The organism is Acinetobacter sp. AG1 (assembly GCF_001005525.1).
GTDB lineage: Bacteria > Pseudomonadota > Gammaproteobacteria > Pseudomonadales > Moraxellaceae > Acinetobacter > Acinetobacter modestus.
The window spans coordinates 23,738-40,913 of the sequence record NZ_LBMZ01000114.1 but is presented as its reverse complement, the minus strand read 5'-3'; the positions used below and the strand labels follow the sequence as shown (position 1 = coordinate 40,913).

Here is a 17,176-nt window from a genome sequence, read left to right as displayed (position 1 = left end):
TTCTTATAAAATTAAGTTAATATTAGTCTTGATAGATTAAATTTGCTTTATCAATATTATTACTATCAATTTCAAGCACATGTTTACCTTCCACTTCGACTTGAATGATTTCATTTTCTAAGTCTACAGAAAGTAATTTTGCTTGAAACTTACGACGATTCTCGACGGCAGCAATTAATCGTAAAGCCACTTGTTGCCCAATATAAGCAGGCAATTGATTGAGTTGGAAAAATGGACGATCCCAGCCCGGTGAAGAGACTTCTAAAGCATATTCACCTGAAATTGGGTCATGAACATCAAGCATTGCACCCACTTGTTGTGTCACTAAAACACAATCTTGAACGCCAATACCACGCCCTTGTTCAACTTCGCCATCTTCATTCAAGATAGGTTCAACATTCTCATCAACTACTTTATCAATATAAATACGTAATAAAGAACGTTTACCTTGTGGTAGGAATTCAATCCCCCATAGATCTACACCACACGCAGCTACTGCTGGCGCGATTAGATCATGCAATGCTTGAGATTTATTTGATAATTTCATTTACTCTCGTCGCTCTCATGCGAGCCAATCAATCTTAACCGTATAGTGAAGCACGACTATTTGACCAATTGATGTCGAACACTACACGATAGCTAAACAACCAATAAAAAAGGGCGTAAATCGCCCCTATATTACACAGAAAACCGAAGTCCACTGTGCAAAAAGGCCCACCTTATTGTGAGCCTCTTTTAGAAACTTGGTAGCGGGAGCTGGATTTGAACCAACGACCTTCGGGTTATGAGCCCGACGAGCTACCAGACTGCTCCATCCCGCATCAACGTGCAAAAATTATATACAAATATAAAAAAAAGTCAATTTAAGTTTTTCTATATTTGCTTGATTAAGTTGCACCTTAATCAAATGGTAGCGGGAGCTGGATTTGAACCAACGACCTTCGGGTTATGAGCCCGACGAGCTACCAGACTGCTCCATCCCGCATCAACAACATCACTGCATACACCAAACTTACTGGTTATTAAGCTTGGTGCGGAAGGGGGGACTTGAACCCCCACGCCCGAAAGCACTACCACCTCAAGGTAGCGTGTCTACCAATTCCACCACCACCGCAGCTTTGTGGGACGCATTCTATTCCTTTAAATATAAAAAGGAAAGTGCTAATTCAACTTATTGAGTTGTTTTAGGTGCATTTGATGAAGTTTCAGGCGATGTTACTGGTGCGGAGGTCGTGGTTTGAGCGGATTTTAAGCTATACGCATCAGCTGTTTGTTTTTTTGCAAAAACAGCCAAAGTTAAACTCGTAGCAAAAAACAAAGCTGTAAAAATCGCAGTTAAGCGTGTTAAAAAGTTACCCGCTCCAGAAGCACCAAATACCGTAGCAGCACCACCGCCACCAAACGACGCTCCTGCTTCAGCGCCCTTACCTTGTTGCACTAAAACCAATCCAATAATCATAATTGCTAAAATGATATGTACAACGAGTATAAAACTATACATTTCTACTTCCTATTATTTGCTTTGAGCAAATGCTTTTGCAATTTGATAAAAAGATTGTGCATTGAGTGATGCACCTCCAACCAAAGCGCCATTAATATCAGGACATGCAGCCAACTCAACAGCATTCTCGGCTTTGACACTACCGCCATACAATATAGCCATGTTTGTACCGAATGATGTAATTTGTTTTAAGCCTTCACGTATTTTTGCATGCATTGCTTGGGCATCCGCAGGTGAAGCTGTCTTCCCTGTTCCAATTGCCCAAATCGGCTCATACGCTATCACAATATTTTGCCATTGTTCAGCTTTAACGACGGATGCAATATCACAAATTTGTTGTAATACCACTTGCTCAGCAGCGCCTTGCTCACGCTGCTCTAAGCTTTCGCCAACGCAATAGATCACCGTCAAACCTGCATTTAATGCATTTTGCAGTTTTGCTTTTAAAATATTTACGTTGTCACCAAATAATTCACGGCGCTCAGAGTGTCCAATCAATACATATTCAATCTGACTATCTTTTAATAGTTCCGCACTTACCTCACCTGTGTAAGCACCAGTACCGGCCACACGAGAAAGATCCTGAGCCACAGTATAAACAGCTCTGGTTGCATCTTTTAACTGAGCATGAACACCAGTCAACGCAATCGTTATTGGCGCTACACCAATATGACATTGCTCAGGAGAAATATTGTCCTGTTGTAGTAACTGCTTAAATTCTTCTATTAATTGGAAAGCATTCGCATGCATTGGATTCATTTTCCAATTGCCAATAACCCAAGGGGTAATCGCCGAATTCGACATACTTCGCCCACCTACGACTAATTTATAAAAAATGCTGCACATTTTACACGTATTTTTATAAAATTCAGTTTTTCTTTTCAGTTTAAGTTTCCACCAACAAAAAAAATAGATCTAAAAAATCTCCACCCTTTTTACATATATATGTCGTTTTTTTACAATCATTTGCTTTATTTCTAGCGAAGGCTACTCTCTAAATCAGAAATTAATTTGTAAAAAAATCGATCAGTTCAAGTTTTTCAATATGAACCAAGTAAAAAACAACACTTTCTGTAGTAGTATTTTTACGTAACAAAAGTATAATTTTGAGAATAGCTATTATAACCATATTGTGAGTAAGGCGGACAGATGTCAGGATTACATACGTCTCCAAAGTTTTCGGGGTTCATTCGACGTTTAGTTGAAGATGGTCATATGACTGCTGCAAATATGCAGAATGCAATTGATGCAGCCAAGAAAGCCAAACAAGATATTGTTGCTCATTTAATCGAACAACATCGTCTTTCTCCACTTACCATTGCGGAAAGCATCTCTGTAGAATTTGGTGAACCACTTTTTGATTTGGCGGTTTACGATGTTGGATTATTACCTCGAGAATTAACCGACAATAAACTCATACAAAAACATCGTGTTGTTCCGTTAATACAGCGTGGACAAATTTTGTATGTTGCTACGAGCAATCCAACCAATATTGATGCATTAGATGCAATTCGCTTTAATACCAAACTTAATATTGAACCAATTATTGTTGAGCATACGAAACTTGAAAAGTTAATCGAACAACATTTCGGTGATTCAGGTAATTTCGATTTTGGTGACAGTGAAGACTTCGACTTAGATATTGATGTTAATCAAGACTCTCCTCAAGAAGATGATGATGCGTCACCGCAAGGCGATGAGTCTCCAATTGTTAAATATATTAATAAACTTTTAATCGATGCCATTCGTATGGGCGCATCAGATTTACATTTTGAGCCCTATGAAAAAATGTACCGTGTGCGTTATCGTGTAGATGGCGTTCTACGCCAAATTGCTACCCCACCATTGCAAATGGCAAATCGGCTTGCCTCTCGCTTGAAAGTGATGTCCCAAATGGATATTTCAGAAAAACGAATGCCTCAAGATGGTCGTATTAAACTCAAATTATCAAAAACCAAAGCCATTGATTTCCGTGTTAACTCTTTACCTACTTTATTTGGGGAAAAATTAGTACTACGTATTTTGGATCCATCAAGTGCTATGCTCGGAATTGAAGCATTAGGCTATGAAGATGATCAGAAAGCATTATTCATGGAAGCACTTGAAAAGCCTCAAGGAATGCTACTGATTACAGGTCCAACAGGTTCTGGTAAAACCGTATCGCTATATACTGGTCTAAATATTCTAAACACTGAAGATACCAATATTTCAACAGCAGAAGACCCTGTGGAAATTAACTTGGAAGGCATTAATCAGGTCAACGTGAATCCAAAGACAGGATTGACTTTCTCTGCTGCATTAAAGGCTTTCTTACGCCAAGACCCTGATGTAATTATGGTCGGTGAGATTCGTGATTTGGAAACAGCCGAAATCGCAATTAAAGCAGCGCAAACAGGTCATATGGTGATGTCAACACTGCATACCAACAGCGCGCCAGAAACTTTAACTCGATTACGCAACATGGGTGTACCTTCGTTTAATATCGCAACATCAGTTAATCTTGTTATCGCACAACGTTTAGCACGACGTTTATGCTCACAATGTAAAGCACCCGTAGATGTACCTAAACAAAGTCTTTTAGAGTTAGGATTTACAGAACAGGATTTATCAAACCCTGATTTACAAATATTTCAACCGATTGGCTGTGCTGAATGTCGAGAAGGGTACAAAGGACGTGTAGGTATCTATGAGGTTATGAAAGTCACCCCTGCAATTTCTCAAATCATCATGGAAGATGGTAACGCACTGCAAATTGCAGCAGCATCAGAACAAGCCGGCTTTGACAATCTGCGTCGTTCAGGCCTAAAAAAAGTGATGCAAGGTATTACTTCTTTGCAAGAAATTAACCGAGTAACAAGTGAATAAAATTAATAAAAAGGATTAAGAATCATGGCAGCGAAAAAAGCGCAAATGATGCCTACTTTTGCTTATGAAGGGGTAGATCGAAAAGGCGCCAAAATTAAAGGGGAATTACCAGCACGCAATATGGCCTTAGCAAAGGTCACATTACGCAAACAAGGCGTCACCATTAAAACCATTCGAGAAAAACGTAAGAATATTCTTGAGGGTTTGATGAAGAAGAAAGTAACTACCTTAGATATTACGGTCTTTACTCGTCAATTAGCAACCATGATGAAAGCAGGGGTACCTCTCGTCCAAGGTTTTGAGATTGTTGCAGAGGGTTTAGAAAATCCAGCAATGCGTGAGGTTGTACTTGGTATCAAAGGTGAAGTAGAAGGTGGTAATACTTTTGCAGGTGCTTTACGGAAGTATCCACTTTATTTTGACAATCTTTTTTGCTCATTAGTTGAATCTGGTGAACAATCAGGTGCGCTTGAAACCATGTTAGATCGTGTTGCGATTTATAAAGAAAAAAGCGAATTACTGAAACAAAAAATTAAAAAAGCTATGAAATATCCAATCACTGTTATCTGTGTTGCAGTAATTGTAACTATTATTCTAATGGTTAAAGTTGTTCCTGTATTCGAAAGTGTCTTTTCATCCTTTGGAGCTGATTTACCAGCCTTCACAAAGATGGTTGTAAATATGTCCAATTGGATGCAAAAATATTGGTTTATCCTAATTATTATAATTGGGGCAATTATTACTTGCTTCCTAGAAGCAAAAAAGCGTAGCAAAAAATTTCGAGATGGTTTGGATCATCTAGCCCTTAAGCTTCCAATATTTGGTGACCTAGTCTATAAAGCAATTATTGCGCGTTATAGTCGAACACTTGCAACTACTTTTGCGGCAGGTGTACCTTTAATTGATGCTCTAGAATCTACAGCAGGTGCAACAAATAATGTGATTTACGAAGAAGCTGTAATGAAAATTCGTGAAGATGTGGCAACAGGACAACAACTACAATTTGCAATGCGAGTTTCCAATCGCTTTCCAGCTATGGCGATTCAAATGGTTGCAATCGGTGAAGAATCTGGTGCTCTAGATAGTATGTTAGATAAAGTAGCAACTCATTTTGAAAATGAAGTCGATAATGCAGTCGATGGTCTTACTTCAATGATGGAACCTTTAATTATGGCAATTTTAGGTGTACTTGTTGGTGGTCTAGTAATTGCGATGTATCTCCCAATTTTCCAAATGGGTTCTGTCGTCTAATGCAAGAAATCATTTCTTATTTTATCCAAAATCCAACTGCATTATACATCGCAGTTGGACTTTTAAGTTTATGCATTGGTAGTTTTTTAAATGTCGTCATCTATAGAACACCAAAGATGATGGAACAAGAATGGCATCATGAATGCCAAATGTTATTACATCCAGAACAACCTATATTAGACGAAGCTAAATTAACCTTAAGCACCCCACCATCGACATGTCCAAAATGTAAATCTGCTATTCGCTGGTATCAAAATATTCCTGTAATGAGTTGGTTAATACTTCGTGGCAAATGTGGTTCTTGTCAAAATCCAATTAGTATTCGCTATCCACTTATTGAATTATTAACAATGATTTCCTCATTAATAGTAGTTGCTATATTTGGCGCGACCGTACAAATGTTATTTGGTTTAATACTCACTTGGGTCTTGATCACGTTAACGTTTATTGACTTCGACACACAGCTATTACCTGATCGTTTTACCCTACCACTTGCCGCACTAGGCTTGGGAATCAATAGTTTCACTATTTATACTTCTGCTGGTTCAGCGATTTGGGGCTATTTGATTGGCTTTCTATGTTTATGGATTGTTTACTATATCTTTAAACTCGTCACAGGCAAGGAAGGTATGGGCTATGGTGATTTTAAACTGCTTGCAGCTTTAGGTGCTTGGATGGGGCCAATGATGCTACCCCTAATTGTGCTACTCTCTTCAGTTGTTGGTGCAATTATTGGAATTATTTTGATAAAAATGCGTGGTGAAAACCAACCTTTTGCATTTGGTCCCTATATTGCAATTGCTGGCTGGATTGCATTTTTATGGGGAAATCAAATTATGAAAATATACCTAGGTGGATAATATGAGTTTTATCTTGGGCATTACTGGTGGCATTGGTAGTGGCAAATCCGCCGCGACACAATGGTTTGAATCCCAAGGAATTGTTGTAGTCGATGCAGATATTGTAGCTCGTGAAGTGGTTGATCTAGGTCAACCTGCTTTGAAAGAAATTCAACTTTCTTTTGGAGACTGGGTATTATTAGAAGATGGCAATCTGAATCGACGTGCACTTCGTGAACATATATTCCAGTTTCCAGAAGCGCGAGAAACTCTCGAAAAGATCACTCATCCTGCTATACGCCAATCCATTATTCAACAATTACAACAAGCAGAAAGCCCTTATGTCATTTTAGTTTCACCTCTTCTCTTTGAAACCAATCAGCATGAACTTGTGCATCACACCTTACTCATCGATGCTGATGAACAAACACAACTACAACGTGCAAGTCAAAGAGATGGACAAAATGAAGAACAAATCCGAAAAATTATCTCGGTTCAAATGCCTCGCACTCAAAAGCAATTACTCGCAAATGATATTGTTATGAATGATGGTTTACTTGAGCACCTTCACCAACAACTAAAACCATTACATCTAAAATATCTACAAAGCGCTGAGCAGGCATTTTAATCCTGCTTCTGTTGCGCGAGTCGTTCACTCAGCGTGTCTTTTTTAAACCAGCGCCACGGCTGTAATGCACCAATACCCATTCCTACTAAACCACAAGCAATCGCTGCATTTAAAGGCTCATCAAGCAGTGGAACAGCAATCACAGCTGCAATAAAAGGTGCCAAAGTAACAATACTCCCCGTTTTAAATGCACCTAAACGCTCAATCGCAGCAACATAGGTCAAGGTCGCAATAATTACGACCAATACACCATGAAATAAACCTTGAATGACTAAATGAATGGGTTCTGCTTCTTGAAAATGTTTTGGAACAAATAAAATATAGACAGGTAAATAAATAATCGCTGACCAAATTGCCACGCTTGCCATGGAATGCCAAGCCGATAATTTCCATTGTTTAAGCAATACTGTAAAAATTCCCCACCAAACAGCACTGATAAAAAAAAGTAAATCTCCCAATCCCAAAGCGGCCGCTTGATCATGCAACATCAGATAGCTCATCAATACAAGCGCACTTAACATAATGCTAAGACTTAACCAAGTATGTTTATCAAAAGGTTGTCTAAACAATAAATAAGCAGCAACTGCCGTACATAAAGGAATACAGCCATTTAAGAAAATTGCAGCGTGGGCTGCTGGTGCTTGCAAAAAAGCCGTATAAACGGTCAGACAGTAGGCTAAACCACCAGTTAAGGCTAAAATGACTGGACGTAGATGCCATAAGAAAGCTAAATCTTTTTTATAAATGAGCACAGGCATTAAAATAAGAAAGGCTATCGCAAAACGCATTGCCACCAAATCCCATGCACTCACATGCCAATGTAAATTTAAACGGGAGAAAATGGTGAATCCCCCCCAAATACACATTGTAATTAAAACAAATAGATAACCTTGTGTACGAGCAGTCATTTAAGATTACATTGGCAATACTTGCGTGAATTATACAACACTACGCTGGCGACATGCTTCATAAAGTGCCATACCAGTTGCGACACTCACATTTAGACTTTGTAAATCACCAGACATTGGAATATAAACCGTCTGATCACATTGAGACTGAGTAATCGGTCTTAAACCTGTGTCTTCTGCACCCATGACAATGACAACTGCACCCTTAAAGTCACATTGCTGAATTGGCAATGCTTTTTCATCTAGCATTGTGCCAATAACACGCATATGTGTAGTCTCTTTTAAATGAGCTAAGGTTCGAGCTAAGTTAGTCACTTGAATAAACTTAACTTTTTCCGCTCCACCTGCTGCAACTTTACGTGCCGTCGGAGTTAAACTAGCTGAACGATCACGTGGCACAATCACCGCCTGAACACCCATCGCAGCTGCGGTACGAATACATGCACCGAGATTATGCGGATCAGTCACTTGATCTAATGCCAATAACAAAGCATCTGGTGACTGCTGCATCAATTCGTCTAAATCTTTTTCATTTAAGGTTGGATGTGGTCGAACTGCAGCCACTACACCTTGATGAAAAGGTAAGCCTGCAAGCTTTTCCAAACTATCCCGACTCGCCTTTTGGACGCTAATCCCAAAAGGTTCGGCAAGTTGCAAAATCTTTTGTAATCGCTGGTCATCACGACCTTTTAAGGTAAATAAAGTCAAAACGCGTTCAGGCTCTAACTCCAATAATGACTCAACCGAATGAACGCCATAATAATATTCAGGTTTTGCCATGAACGACCTCTTGCAGTATTCCCGATCTATAAAGGGAGATTTTGAAAAAATAAAAATCCTGCAAAGTAACTTTACAGGATTTTCTTTAGCGATAGTGTACTCGATTTAGAACAGAATAGGTTAACCTTCTAAATGACATACATAATCAAGCACTTCATCAGTCTCGATGTGGAAAACACTATTTCCTGGGACATAAAAAGACTGACCTGCGCGGAATAACTCACTTTCTGTACTATCTGCAATTTTTACACGACATTCACCAGAAATGATTTCCATACGTTCTGGCACATGTGTTTCAAAAGTTAATGCCTGTTCAGTAGGTAAAATCACACCTAATGTCTTTTTAGTACCATCTTCAAATTGTACAGTATGGCTGATACATGCCCCACCAAAATATACATTTGACTTTTTAATGACCGTAACATGATCAAACTGCACTGAACTCATGCATACTCTCCAAATAATGCAGCATTTATATTAGGTTATGATGGACGTAGTTTAATTGTGCCTGCGTCACTAATCAATCCATTTTTATCATGCTTTAACAGCAATTTTTATGCCTTTCTACTAAAGTTATGTTTAACTCACAAGCGCTTTTAGATCAAAGCATGCGATCTAAAATACAATAGAAAAAATCTTATAAATTGATAGACGAGCTTTACATCACTAAATTATTCAAAACAACTCCAGAAATAAAACACGATTTCATCAACACAACGCTGATCCTCTTGTTCGATTAGCAAAATTTCTCTATCTTTAAGCAAAAGATTGCGTGCACTGGATGCATATATGCTCACCCATTTAACTTTAATTAATTTTGCACTTGCAGACCATTTAGCTTTAGATATTGAACAAGGTTTCAATGTTTTAACTGGGGAAACTGGTGCAGGAAAATCGTTATTGTTAGATGCACTGTCTGCATGCTTGGGTGAACGTACCGATACCAACTATGTCCGTTATGGTGCAGACAAAGCAGACGTCACTGCAGTCTTTAGTTATCAAGCTGAAAGTGCGGAAGCAAAATGGCTTACAGAACATGAACTAGATGATGATTCAGGTGAAATTCATTTAAGACGTGTCATATTTGCGACAGGTCGAAGCAAAGCATGGATCAATGGGCGTCCAAGTAGCTTGTCAGAGTTAAAAGAAATTGGACGCTTACTGGTACAACTTTATAGCCAACATAGCCAACAGCAATTACTTGAGCCCCCTTATCCGAAGCACTGGTTAGATCGTTATCATAATTTTGCCGAACCAGCAGATGAAGTACGTGAAGCGTATAGCACATGGCAAAAAAACATTCGCCAGCATCAAGCCGCTTTAGATGCGCAAGCCACACGTATTCAAAAAATACAAAATTTAGAATCCCAAATAGAAGAACTTGAAGAGATTATCCAAACGGATTATCGAGAGATTGAACAAGAGTTTGATCGTCTCAGCCATCATGAACATATTATGCAAGACTGTAGTTACAGTCTAAATGTCTTGGATGAGGCTGAACAAAATATCACTCAAGAAGTTGCTTCAATCATTCGTCGTTTAGAGTCTCATGCAGGACGCAGTGAACAGTTATCAAATATTTATAATTCGTTACTCAATGCGCAAAGTGAGATTGAAGATGCAACCGCGAGTTTACGTCAATTTATTGATCGCCAAAGCTTTGATCCTGAAAGAATGGAACAGCTCAATACAACCTTAGAAATTTTCCATCGTCTCGCGCGCAAACACCGTACCCAACCTGAAGTACTCAAACAAGAATATGAAACTTGGCAACAGGAATTAGAGCAATTACATCTATTAGAAGATCCTGAAACCTTAGCTGAACAGGTAGAAATTTCTTATCAAATTTTTATGCAAAAAGCTGAACATCTAGATCAAATTCGTCGTGCTGCTGCAGTTCCATTGGCGAAGCAATTGACTGAACAAGTGAAGCCGCTTGCTCTACCTGAAGCATATTTTGAATTTAAGTTCGAGCCAATGGAAGCAAATGCCGAAGGTCTCAGCTTTATTCAGCTTCTTTTCACTGCCAATAAAGGCATTCCACCACAACCGTTGGCTCGCGTTGCATCTGGCGGTGAACTCTCTCGTATTGCACTGGTCATGCAAGTGATGAATGCCGAAAAAACAGAATCCGAAGTTTTGGTCTTTGATGAAATTGATGTCGGAATTAGTGGTGGTACGGCCGAAGTGGTTGGTCGTTTACTCGCTGATCTGGCTCAACATGTACAACTGCTCTGTATCACTCACCAAGCTCAAGTTGCTGCACAGTCTGACCAACACTTATTGGTCAAAAAACAACAAACAGATCCAGCAAGCAGTACCATTATTGAGTTAAATGAGGAACAACGCATTCTAGAACTAGCACGCATGTCTGGCGGCGTCGAGATTAGCGAAACTACCTTGCAACATGCCAAACAACTGCGTCAACTAAAATTCCAATCAGCTTAATACGCATAACAAAATGTGAGAAAAAGATTGGCGAAATCCGATTAACTCTTGTATGTTGATAAGAAGAACCTATATAGATAGATCAGCATAATATTTTTGATGGAGAATCGCCTAGGTGACGAAACAATATCTAACTCACCGTTGTCTCATCGCTCCACCAGACATAACAGATGACTTCTTTGCCAATACTGTTATCTATGTGGCACGCCATGATGAAGATGGTGCACAAGGCATTATTATCAATCGCCCTTCTGAGTTACAGATCAAAGAATTATTGAATGATTTAGAGATTGATGCAGATAATGTACAGCCTCATGCCGTGTTGCAAGGTGGGCCTTTACGCCCAGAAGCAGGTTTTGTACTACACACAGGTCAACCTACTTGGCATTCATCAATCGCAGTCGGTGAAAATGTTTGCATTACGACCAGTAAAGATATTTTGGATGCAATTGCACATAACGAAGGTGTCGGTCGTTACCAAATTGCTCTAGGCTATGCCAGTTGGGGCAAAAATCAGCTTGAAGAAGAAATGGCACGTGGTGACTGGCTGATTTGTGACTCAGACATGGATTTAATTTTTAATCTACCATATGGTGATCGTTGGGATGCAGCATACAAGAAAATTGGGGTAGACCGCACATGGTTTGCTTCAGAGATTGGTCATGCCTGATTTTAAAACTTCGCAATCCATTATGGCCTTTGATTTTGGCACTCAAAAGATGGGGATCGCAATTGGTCAATCAACTATTGAGAGTGCCAATCCTCTACCATTATTCGTGATGAAAGATGGTATCCCTGACTGGAACCAACTATTAAAACTTGTCAAAGAATGGCAACCCAATCTTTTTTTAGTCGGTTTGCCATTAAATATGGATGATAGTGAATCTGAACTCTCTGCTCGCGCACGAAAATTTGCACGACGTTTGCGTCATCAAACCAATATTGAAACGTGGATGGTGGATGAGCGCTTGACTACACGCGAAGCGAGAGAAGAACTTGAGTCTTATCAAAATAAAGGCCAAGCAAAACGATTATCTGCTGATAGTTTCGCAGCTGCGCTACTCATTCAAAGCTGGTATCGTGATCCTAATGGAATAACACCTTAATCATTTATATTTAAGCGCTTTATCACGGTATAGCACACTGATGTACCGTGATAAAATCAAATCCAAACCATCAAAATAACTGCTTTATCACGTCTACAACCCAAATCACTTGAATAAAATTTAGAATGCAATTTTTAAAAAATAAATCAGCTCAGACTACATCTGATTATTTCTCAATAATTCTAACCGTTGCAGTTCGCCCTGAAACAAAAGCCAATGGATTCTGAGGTTGCTCATCTAAAACAATTTTTACAGGCACACGTTGCGCTAAACGTACCCAACTAAAAGTAGGGTTTACATTTGCCAATAGATTAGAACTGCCAGAACGCTCACGATCTTCAATCCCTGTTGCAATACCTTGAACATGCCCACGAATTAATTGACGATCCCCCATCAACTGTACGGTTGCCAAATCACCAACATGAATACGATTCAATTTGGTTTCTTCAAAATAACCCACGACATAAAGCTGATGACGATCTAGCAGCGCAGCAACCGCTTGCCCAACCTTAACATAATTCCCAACACGTAAATCAAAGTTAGCTAAGGTCCCATCCGCAGGTGCAACGACTGCCGAACGACTCATATTGAGCTGAGCTAAATGTAAATTGCTATTCGCTACTTCGATCAAAGCTTGCTGTTGTTGAATGGCAGCCTCAGCCTGTTCAATACTCGCTGCTAGCTGTTCTTTCTCAGCAATCGCCTGATCGCGTGTAGCAAAAACCTGATCTTGCTCTTGCTTAGAGATTGCACCATCCATCAAACTCGCATAACGTGCTGCATTCTTCTCAGCCAATTTCATATTAGCTTCAGTCTTGACCAAATTTGCCTTTGAACCGACTAAGTTTGCATGCGCCTGAGCCAAACCAGCATTGGCTTTAGCTAAATCAGATTTAGCTTGTTCAACGTCAAGCGCTTGACGTTCAACATCAATCTTAAAAAGAACTTGTCCTTTCTTTACCGTCTGGTTGTCCTGTACCAGCACCTCAGTTACTAATCCATTAACATCTGAAGCCACTTGAACCACATCACCACGCACACGACCATCACGTGTCCACGGTGCGGCATTGTAGTAATTCCATAAATGCACGACTGCATATATCGCAATCAAAACCGAAAGTACTAATACAATTGGACGTATGACTTTTCGTACATCAAATGCATTCATGTTCATCACCTTTACCACATATTTTTAAATCATTAAATTTCGGAGAGAGCTACTTAAAGGCTTGTACCTTGTAAATAAAGACATAACCAATGCATACACAGCAACAATCCCAAGTACAAACACAAGTTGAAAATGTTCGGTAGTACAATCCAACCTCTCATAACTAAACGATCGATCAGTGGACTCATCAGCTTAAAGAGTACGTAGGCGATGATGGCTTGCACCAAAAGAATTGGAATATAGATTCCATAAACGTTAATTTCACCCATGCAATACACCTAAATCATATGTTTCTGAATCCAGCTTTTGTGTTGAGACATGCCCTATGCTTTCACAAATATTATTCAGAGAAATCAACATTCTTTGAGCGAGTTGCTCATCTTCAATTTGCGCTGCAATCCGCTGTAATAGATCAATCTGCTGTACAATTCGAATTGGAAAATGGTTCAGAGAAAGTTGTTTCTCCTGCATTTGAAAATATTCAGTCAGTTGCTGTTGCAGCTCATTGATTTCATTTTTCAAACTGACCAATTGGGGGAGTTTTTGGCTAATTTCTTGCAATCGGACTAAGTCAATAATTGAACTACTTTCAATCAGAGCATTCTGAATCGAGATCTTAACTTCAGGATTTTGAACCATTTTGGTATTCAATACTCCAACTCGGTCCAACATACTGCGTAGATGAATTTTGAACTCACTGCCATAAGATAGATTTAATGCCTGACGCATCGCCTGATAATGTAAAGTTAAAATTCGCGTTGCACTGGTATCAGGTGAAACAGCTCGAACTAAATCAATCACAATGAGTGAAACCAATACGCCCAGAACCATTGCAAATGAACTATCTAAATAAGAAACAGCATCCATGGTGTATTTATTATGCAGATTCAATCCCATCATGGTGTTAATCCCAAGTACCATTCCTACAGGCATTAACATTTGATTTGCCATCATGGTGACAGCCACTAAAAACACAGGAAATAGCACCAAAGCCAATTGCCAAAAATGGGTCACATGCGGAAAAATACCAAATGCATATAAGAATACTAAGCCTGCTGACACAATACTGCCCCAAATAAAAATCCGCAGCACAGGTACTGGGTTATCCAATGCGGTTAAGATACACGCCGTGATAGCCCCCATTTGCGCCATCATAAAACCCGCCTTCCAACCTGACAGAATCCAAGCTGCAGTGACAATAAAAGTAATCAATACGGCACTAATTCCACCTCGTATCGCAATACCATGATCACGATGTAAACTTGGATACTTCGTCGTAATTGCTGTAATTTCTATTGGAATCTCTTTATTACCTTGCTGAATCTGTTGCCAAAGTAGTTTTACTGCCAAGATATTGGCTATAAAATGACGAACATCCATCTTTAATGCAGCCAATACAACTTTCTGTTCAGACGTTGCTTTAGAAATCAGCTCAGCAAAATCCTCTTCAAATCCAATTGGCAAAGTCTGCAAATCAGCAGGTACTAAAATTTTCTCTTGTTTTAAAAATGTCAAAGTATGCTGACGAATCATATCCAAATTCGAAACAAGATTAACTAAGTGCAAATGTTCGAGTTGTTTCACTCGTTGCGACAATGCAACCAAATTCGCAACCACCAATGACACTTGATGTAGCATTTCTTGTAAAGGTTTGGTCATGCCTTTCAACTCACCTTTCTCATAAGCCAAATGTACTGCTAAAGCATGAATATCAGAGGCATCACGAGTAATCACAGATAAAACTTGTGTGTAATTTTCAGGTGTTTCTTGAACTGCAATCAATTTTTCAAAAGTTGCTTCTAGATCGTTTAACGTTTTATTGACACGTTGCTTAATCATTGCGCCAACATGAACTGGAAAAAAAGTTGCCGAAACAATGGCGGAAGAGACCACCCCAACTGAGATTTCAAGTACACGTGCAACAGCGATATCAAAAATATTATAGGTATCGATATAGGTAATTGCATTGTAAACAATCATGGCAGTTGAATATCCTGCCAACATAAATACGTAGCTACGCGGCGTGCGGTCTAGTAATGACACATATAAAGCAAAGCCCACCCAGAGAGATAAAATAACCGTAAATAGCCACGGCGTATTAATAAAATGTGGGGTTAATAACAGTGCTATGACTGCCCCTGCTACAGTCCCAATCAAACGATACACACATTTCGAAGACACCATTCCCGAATAAGGATTGGCAATAATCATGACCGTTCCAATCGACCACATAGGATTAATCAAATCTAATTCAAAAGAAATAAACAATGCCAGCATGCCTGCTACAAAGGTTTTACAAGCAAAAATAAGATCAAGTCGGCTTGGTCTGAAAGCTAACAGCTGTTTAAGTAACATGAATATGTCTCAATTCTAAGTCAGCATGATCTAGATGACACATAACAATGTGGCACGAAGTTAGACCGATTTGGAGTATCAAATCAGTTGACAAGAGAAAGCTGATTATGGGGAGCAAGGCATAGTGTCTAGAGCAAATGGAGATAATCTAATTAATTTCATTATCCAATGAGGACACTACATCTACAATTTTTTCAAAACAAAGCAAATTAGTCAACATAAATTATCACTATTTGATAATTTTTAATTTTAATTTAAAATGTTTTCAATAAAAACCATATTTTTTCTCAATTCAATGGCTAATTGATTGAGCAAAAATATTCCGACCTAAAAGTCCATACACGATCTCGGGCTTTTCTGTTATAAAGCAATAAAAGTTCGATTTTCACGTTATTTTTAAGGAGTAGACAACGGATCATGGCAATTTCGAGTTTTGGTAAAATTCTCACCGTGCTGGATTTATTTTCAGTTTCACGTCCGATTATCAATGTCGATATCATTTGTGATGAGCTTGGTCTCTCAAAACCCACAGCCTATCGTTATCTTAAAGAACTTGTTTCAACAGATATTTTAAAGCGCATTAGTGGTACATCAGGAGACTACACTTTAGGCTCTAAAATTGCCGTTCTTGATTATATTTCTCATAGTACCGATCCATTGGTTCAGATCAGTATTCCTTTTATGCGTGATATCGTAGATCGTACTGAACTCTGTTGTTTATTAACCTATTTAAACCATGATTATTGTATTGATCTACATCATGAAACCTTTAAAGAAGCAGAACTTATCTCGTACGGAAGAGGTTGTCCACGCCCTGTTTATGTAGGTGCTTCACCCAAAATTGTGATTGCTCATCTCTCCAAGCAACATATTCAAGCTTATTATCACCAGTTTACTCAGGAGCTTGCTCAGGTAGGCTTTGCCCATAGCCTCGATGAATTCATGCAGCAAATGCGGAAAATTAAAAAACAAGGCTTTTATTTATCTCAAGGTGAGATTGATCCAATGGTATGTGGCCTTTCCGTGCCGATTCGCTTTTCTACTAAAGAGGCGCCGATTGCACTCACGCTAGTAGCATCAAAAAATCGTTTTGATTTCTTGAATATTCAAAAACTGATCGAGATCTTGCAAAATAATGCAGCGCAAATTGAACATAAATTTGCAACACTTTCCGAAAATCAGTCAAACTGAATTGAGAATTTTAAAAAATATTTACATTTTTATCCGTTGTAAATAGCAACATATTCTCATATTATGATTATGTTCTTCAGCATACCCTCCTAAAAAGAGTATGACTTTCCTCAGAGAACTAAGCCCATCTTTGTTA

General features: G+C 38.9%; 17 protein-coding genes and 3 tRNA genes. 8 read left to right on the top strand and 12 right to left on the bottom strand.

Annotation, left to right across the window (positions count from 1 at the left end; all coding sequences use genetic code 11):
- Nucleotides 1–22 precede the first annotated feature (22 nt).
- The 6 genes from rimP to tpiA form a co-directional block, all read right to left on the bottom strand.
- Nucleotides 23–547: a ribosome maturation factor RimP gene (rimP, locus tag AAV96_RS10925; protein ID WP_004659273.1), complete on the bottom strand. Its 525-nt coding sequence runs from the start codon at nucleotides 545–547 to the stop codon at nucleotides 23–25.
- 197 nt (nucleotides 548–744) lie between these two features.
- A tRNA-Met gene (locus AAV96_RS10920) sits at nucleotides 745–821 on the bottom strand.
- 87 nt (nucleotides 822–908) lie between these two features.
- A tRNA-Met gene (locus AAV96_RS10915) sits at nucleotides 909–985 on the bottom strand.
- A 44-nt stretch (nucleotides 986–1,029) separates the two neighbouring features.
- Nucleotides 1,030–1,114, bottom strand: a tRNA-Leu gene (locus AAV96_RS10910).
- A gap of 57 nt (nucleotides 1,115–1,171) precedes the next feature.
- Nucleotides 1,172–1,501 (bottom strand): preprotein translocase subunit SecG, encoded by a 330-nt coding sequence (secG, locus tag AAV96_RS10905; RefSeq protein WP_005162938.1) that lies wholly within the window; start codon nucleotides 1,499–1,501, stop codon nucleotides 1,172–1,174.
- Between the two features lie 12 nt (nucleotides 1,502–1,513).
- A complete protein-coding gene (gene tpiA, locus AAV96_RS10900; RefSeq protein ID WP_046739324.1) occupies nucleotides 1,514–2,305 on the bottom strand; it encodes a triose-phosphate isomerase in 792 nt (263 codons plus the stop codon).
- Nucleotides 2,306–2,650: 345 nt separating this feature from the next.
- Between tpiA and pilB the strand changes: the two genes are divergently transcribed.
- From pilB to coaE, 4 genes are read left to right on the top strand one after another with little or no spacing between them, the layout of a single operon-like run.
- On the top strand, nucleotides 2,651–4,366 hold the full coding sequence (gene pilB / locus AAV96_RS10895) for a type IV-A pilus assembly ATPase PilB (RefSeq protein WP_004659278.1): 1,716 nt from the start codon (nucleotides 2,651–2,653) through the stop codon (nucleotides 4,364–4,366).
- 24 nt (nucleotides 4,367–4,390) lie between these two features.
- Nucleotides 4,391–5,617, top strand: coding sequence for a type II secretion system F family protein (locus AAV96_RS10890; protein ID WP_046739323.1), 1,227 nt, complete (start codon nucleotides 4,391–4,393; stop codon nucleotides 5,615–5,617).
- Nucleotides 5,617–6,477 (top strand): prepilin peptidase, encoded by an 861-nt coding sequence (locus AAV96_RS18510; protein ID WP_046739322.1) that lies wholly within the window; start codon nucleotides 5,617–5,619, stop codon nucleotides 6,475–6,477. The genes AAV96_RS10890 and AAV96_RS18510 overlap by 1 nt, the downstream gene beginning before the upstream one ends.
- Before the next feature lies 1 nt (nucleotide 6,478).
- A complete protein-coding gene (gene coaE, locus AAV96_RS10880) occupies nucleotides 6,479–7,084 on the top strand; it encodes a dephospho-CoA kinase (RefSeq protein ID WP_046739321.1) in 606 nt (201 codons plus the stop codon).
- On the opposite strand, the gene AAV96_RS10875 is transcribed toward coaE, so the two are convergent.
- From AAV96_RS10875 to AAV96_RS10865, 3 genes are all read right to left on the bottom strand, one after another.
- Nucleotides 7,081–7,992 carry a DMT family transporter gene (locus AAV96_RS10875; RefSeq protein ID WP_046739320.1) on the bottom strand — a complete coding sequence of 304 codons (912 nt, stop codon included), beginning with the start codon at nucleotides 7,990–7,992 and terminating at the stop codon, nucleotides 7,081–7,083. The genes coaE and AAV96_RS10875 overlap by 4 nt on opposite strands.
- A gap of 30 nt (nucleotides 7,993–8,022) precedes the next feature.
- On the bottom strand, nucleotides 8,023–8,772 hold the full coding sequence (gene rlmB, locus AAV96_RS10870) for a 23S rRNA (guanosine(2251)-2'-O)-methyltransferase RlmB (protein ID WP_046739319.1): 750 nt from the start codon (nucleotides 8,770–8,772) through the stop codon (nucleotides 8,023–8,025).
- Between the two features lie 120 nt (nucleotides 8,773–8,892).
- Nucleotides 8,893–9,219 (bottom strand): pyrimidine/purine nucleoside phosphorylase, encoded by a 327-nt coding sequence (locus AAV96_RS10865; RefSeq protein WP_004659291.1) that lies wholly within the window; start codon nucleotides 9,217–9,219, stop codon nucleotides 8,893–8,895.
- A gap of 342 nt (nucleotides 9,220–9,561) precedes the next feature.
- Here AAV96_RS10865 and recN point away from each other — a divergent pair, with 342 nt between their 5' ends.
- The 3 genes from recN (at nucleotide 9,562) to ruvX (ending at nucleotide 12,326) form a co-directional block, all read left to right on the top strand.
- The gene (gene recN, locus AAV96_RS10860; protein WP_046739318.1) at nucleotides 9,562–11,220 is read left to right on the top strand and encodes a DNA repair protein RecN; all 1,659 of its coding nucleotides are present in this window, start codon (nucleotides 9,562–9,564) and stop codon (nucleotides 11,218–11,220) included.
- Between the two features lie 115 nt (nucleotides 11,221–11,335).
- On the top strand, nucleotides 11,336–11,890 hold the full coding sequence (locus AAV96_RS10855) for a YqgE/AlgH family protein (protein ID WP_004659294.1): 555 nt from the start codon (nucleotides 11,336–11,338) through the stop codon (nucleotides 11,888–11,890).
- A complete protein-coding gene (gene ruvX, locus AAV96_RS10850; RefSeq protein ID WP_004659295.1) occupies nucleotides 11,883–12,326 on the top strand; it encodes a Holliday junction resolvase RuvX in 444 nt (147 codons plus the stop codon). Before AAV96_RS10855 ends, ruvX begins: the two co-directional genes overlap by 8 nt.
- A 166-nt stretch (nucleotides 12,327–12,492) precedes the next feature.
- On the opposite strand, the gene AAV96_RS10845 is transcribed toward ruvX, so the two are convergent.
- From AAV96_RS10845 to AAV96_RS10835, 3 genes are read right to left on the bottom strand one after another with little or no spacing between them, the layout of a single operon-like run.
- On the bottom strand, nucleotides 12,493–13,494 hold the full coding sequence (locus AAV96_RS10845; protein ID WP_046739317.1) for an HlyD family secretion protein: 1,002 nt from the start codon (nucleotides 13,492–13,494) through the stop codon (nucleotides 12,493–12,495).
- Nucleotides 13,495–13,547: 53 nt separating this feature from the next.
- Nucleotides 13,548–13,763 (bottom strand): DUF1656 domain-containing protein, encoded by a 216-nt coding sequence (locus AAV96_RS10840; protein ID WP_004659299.1) that lies wholly within the window; start codon nucleotides 13,761–13,763, stop codon nucleotides 13,548–13,550.
- Complete coding sequence (locus AAV96_RS10835) at nucleotides 13,756–15,849, bottom strand: FUSC family protein (protein ID WP_046739316.1); 2,094 nt, start codon at nucleotides 15,847–15,849, stop codon at nucleotides 13,756–13,758. Before AAV96_RS10835 ends, AAV96_RS10840 begins: the two co-directional genes overlap by 8 nt.
- A gap of 417 nt (nucleotides 15,850–16,266) precedes the next feature.
- Here AAV96_RS10835 and AAV96_RS10830 point away from each other — a divergent pair, with 417 nt between their 5' ends.
- Nucleotides 16,267–17,040 carry an IclR family transcriptional regulator gene (locus tag AAV96_RS10830; protein WP_004659301.1) on the top strand — a complete coding sequence of 258 codons (774 nt, stop codon included), beginning with the start codon at nucleotides 16,267–16,269 and terminating at the stop codon, nucleotides 17,038–17,040.
- Nucleotides 17,041–17,176 lie beyond the last annotated feature (136 nt).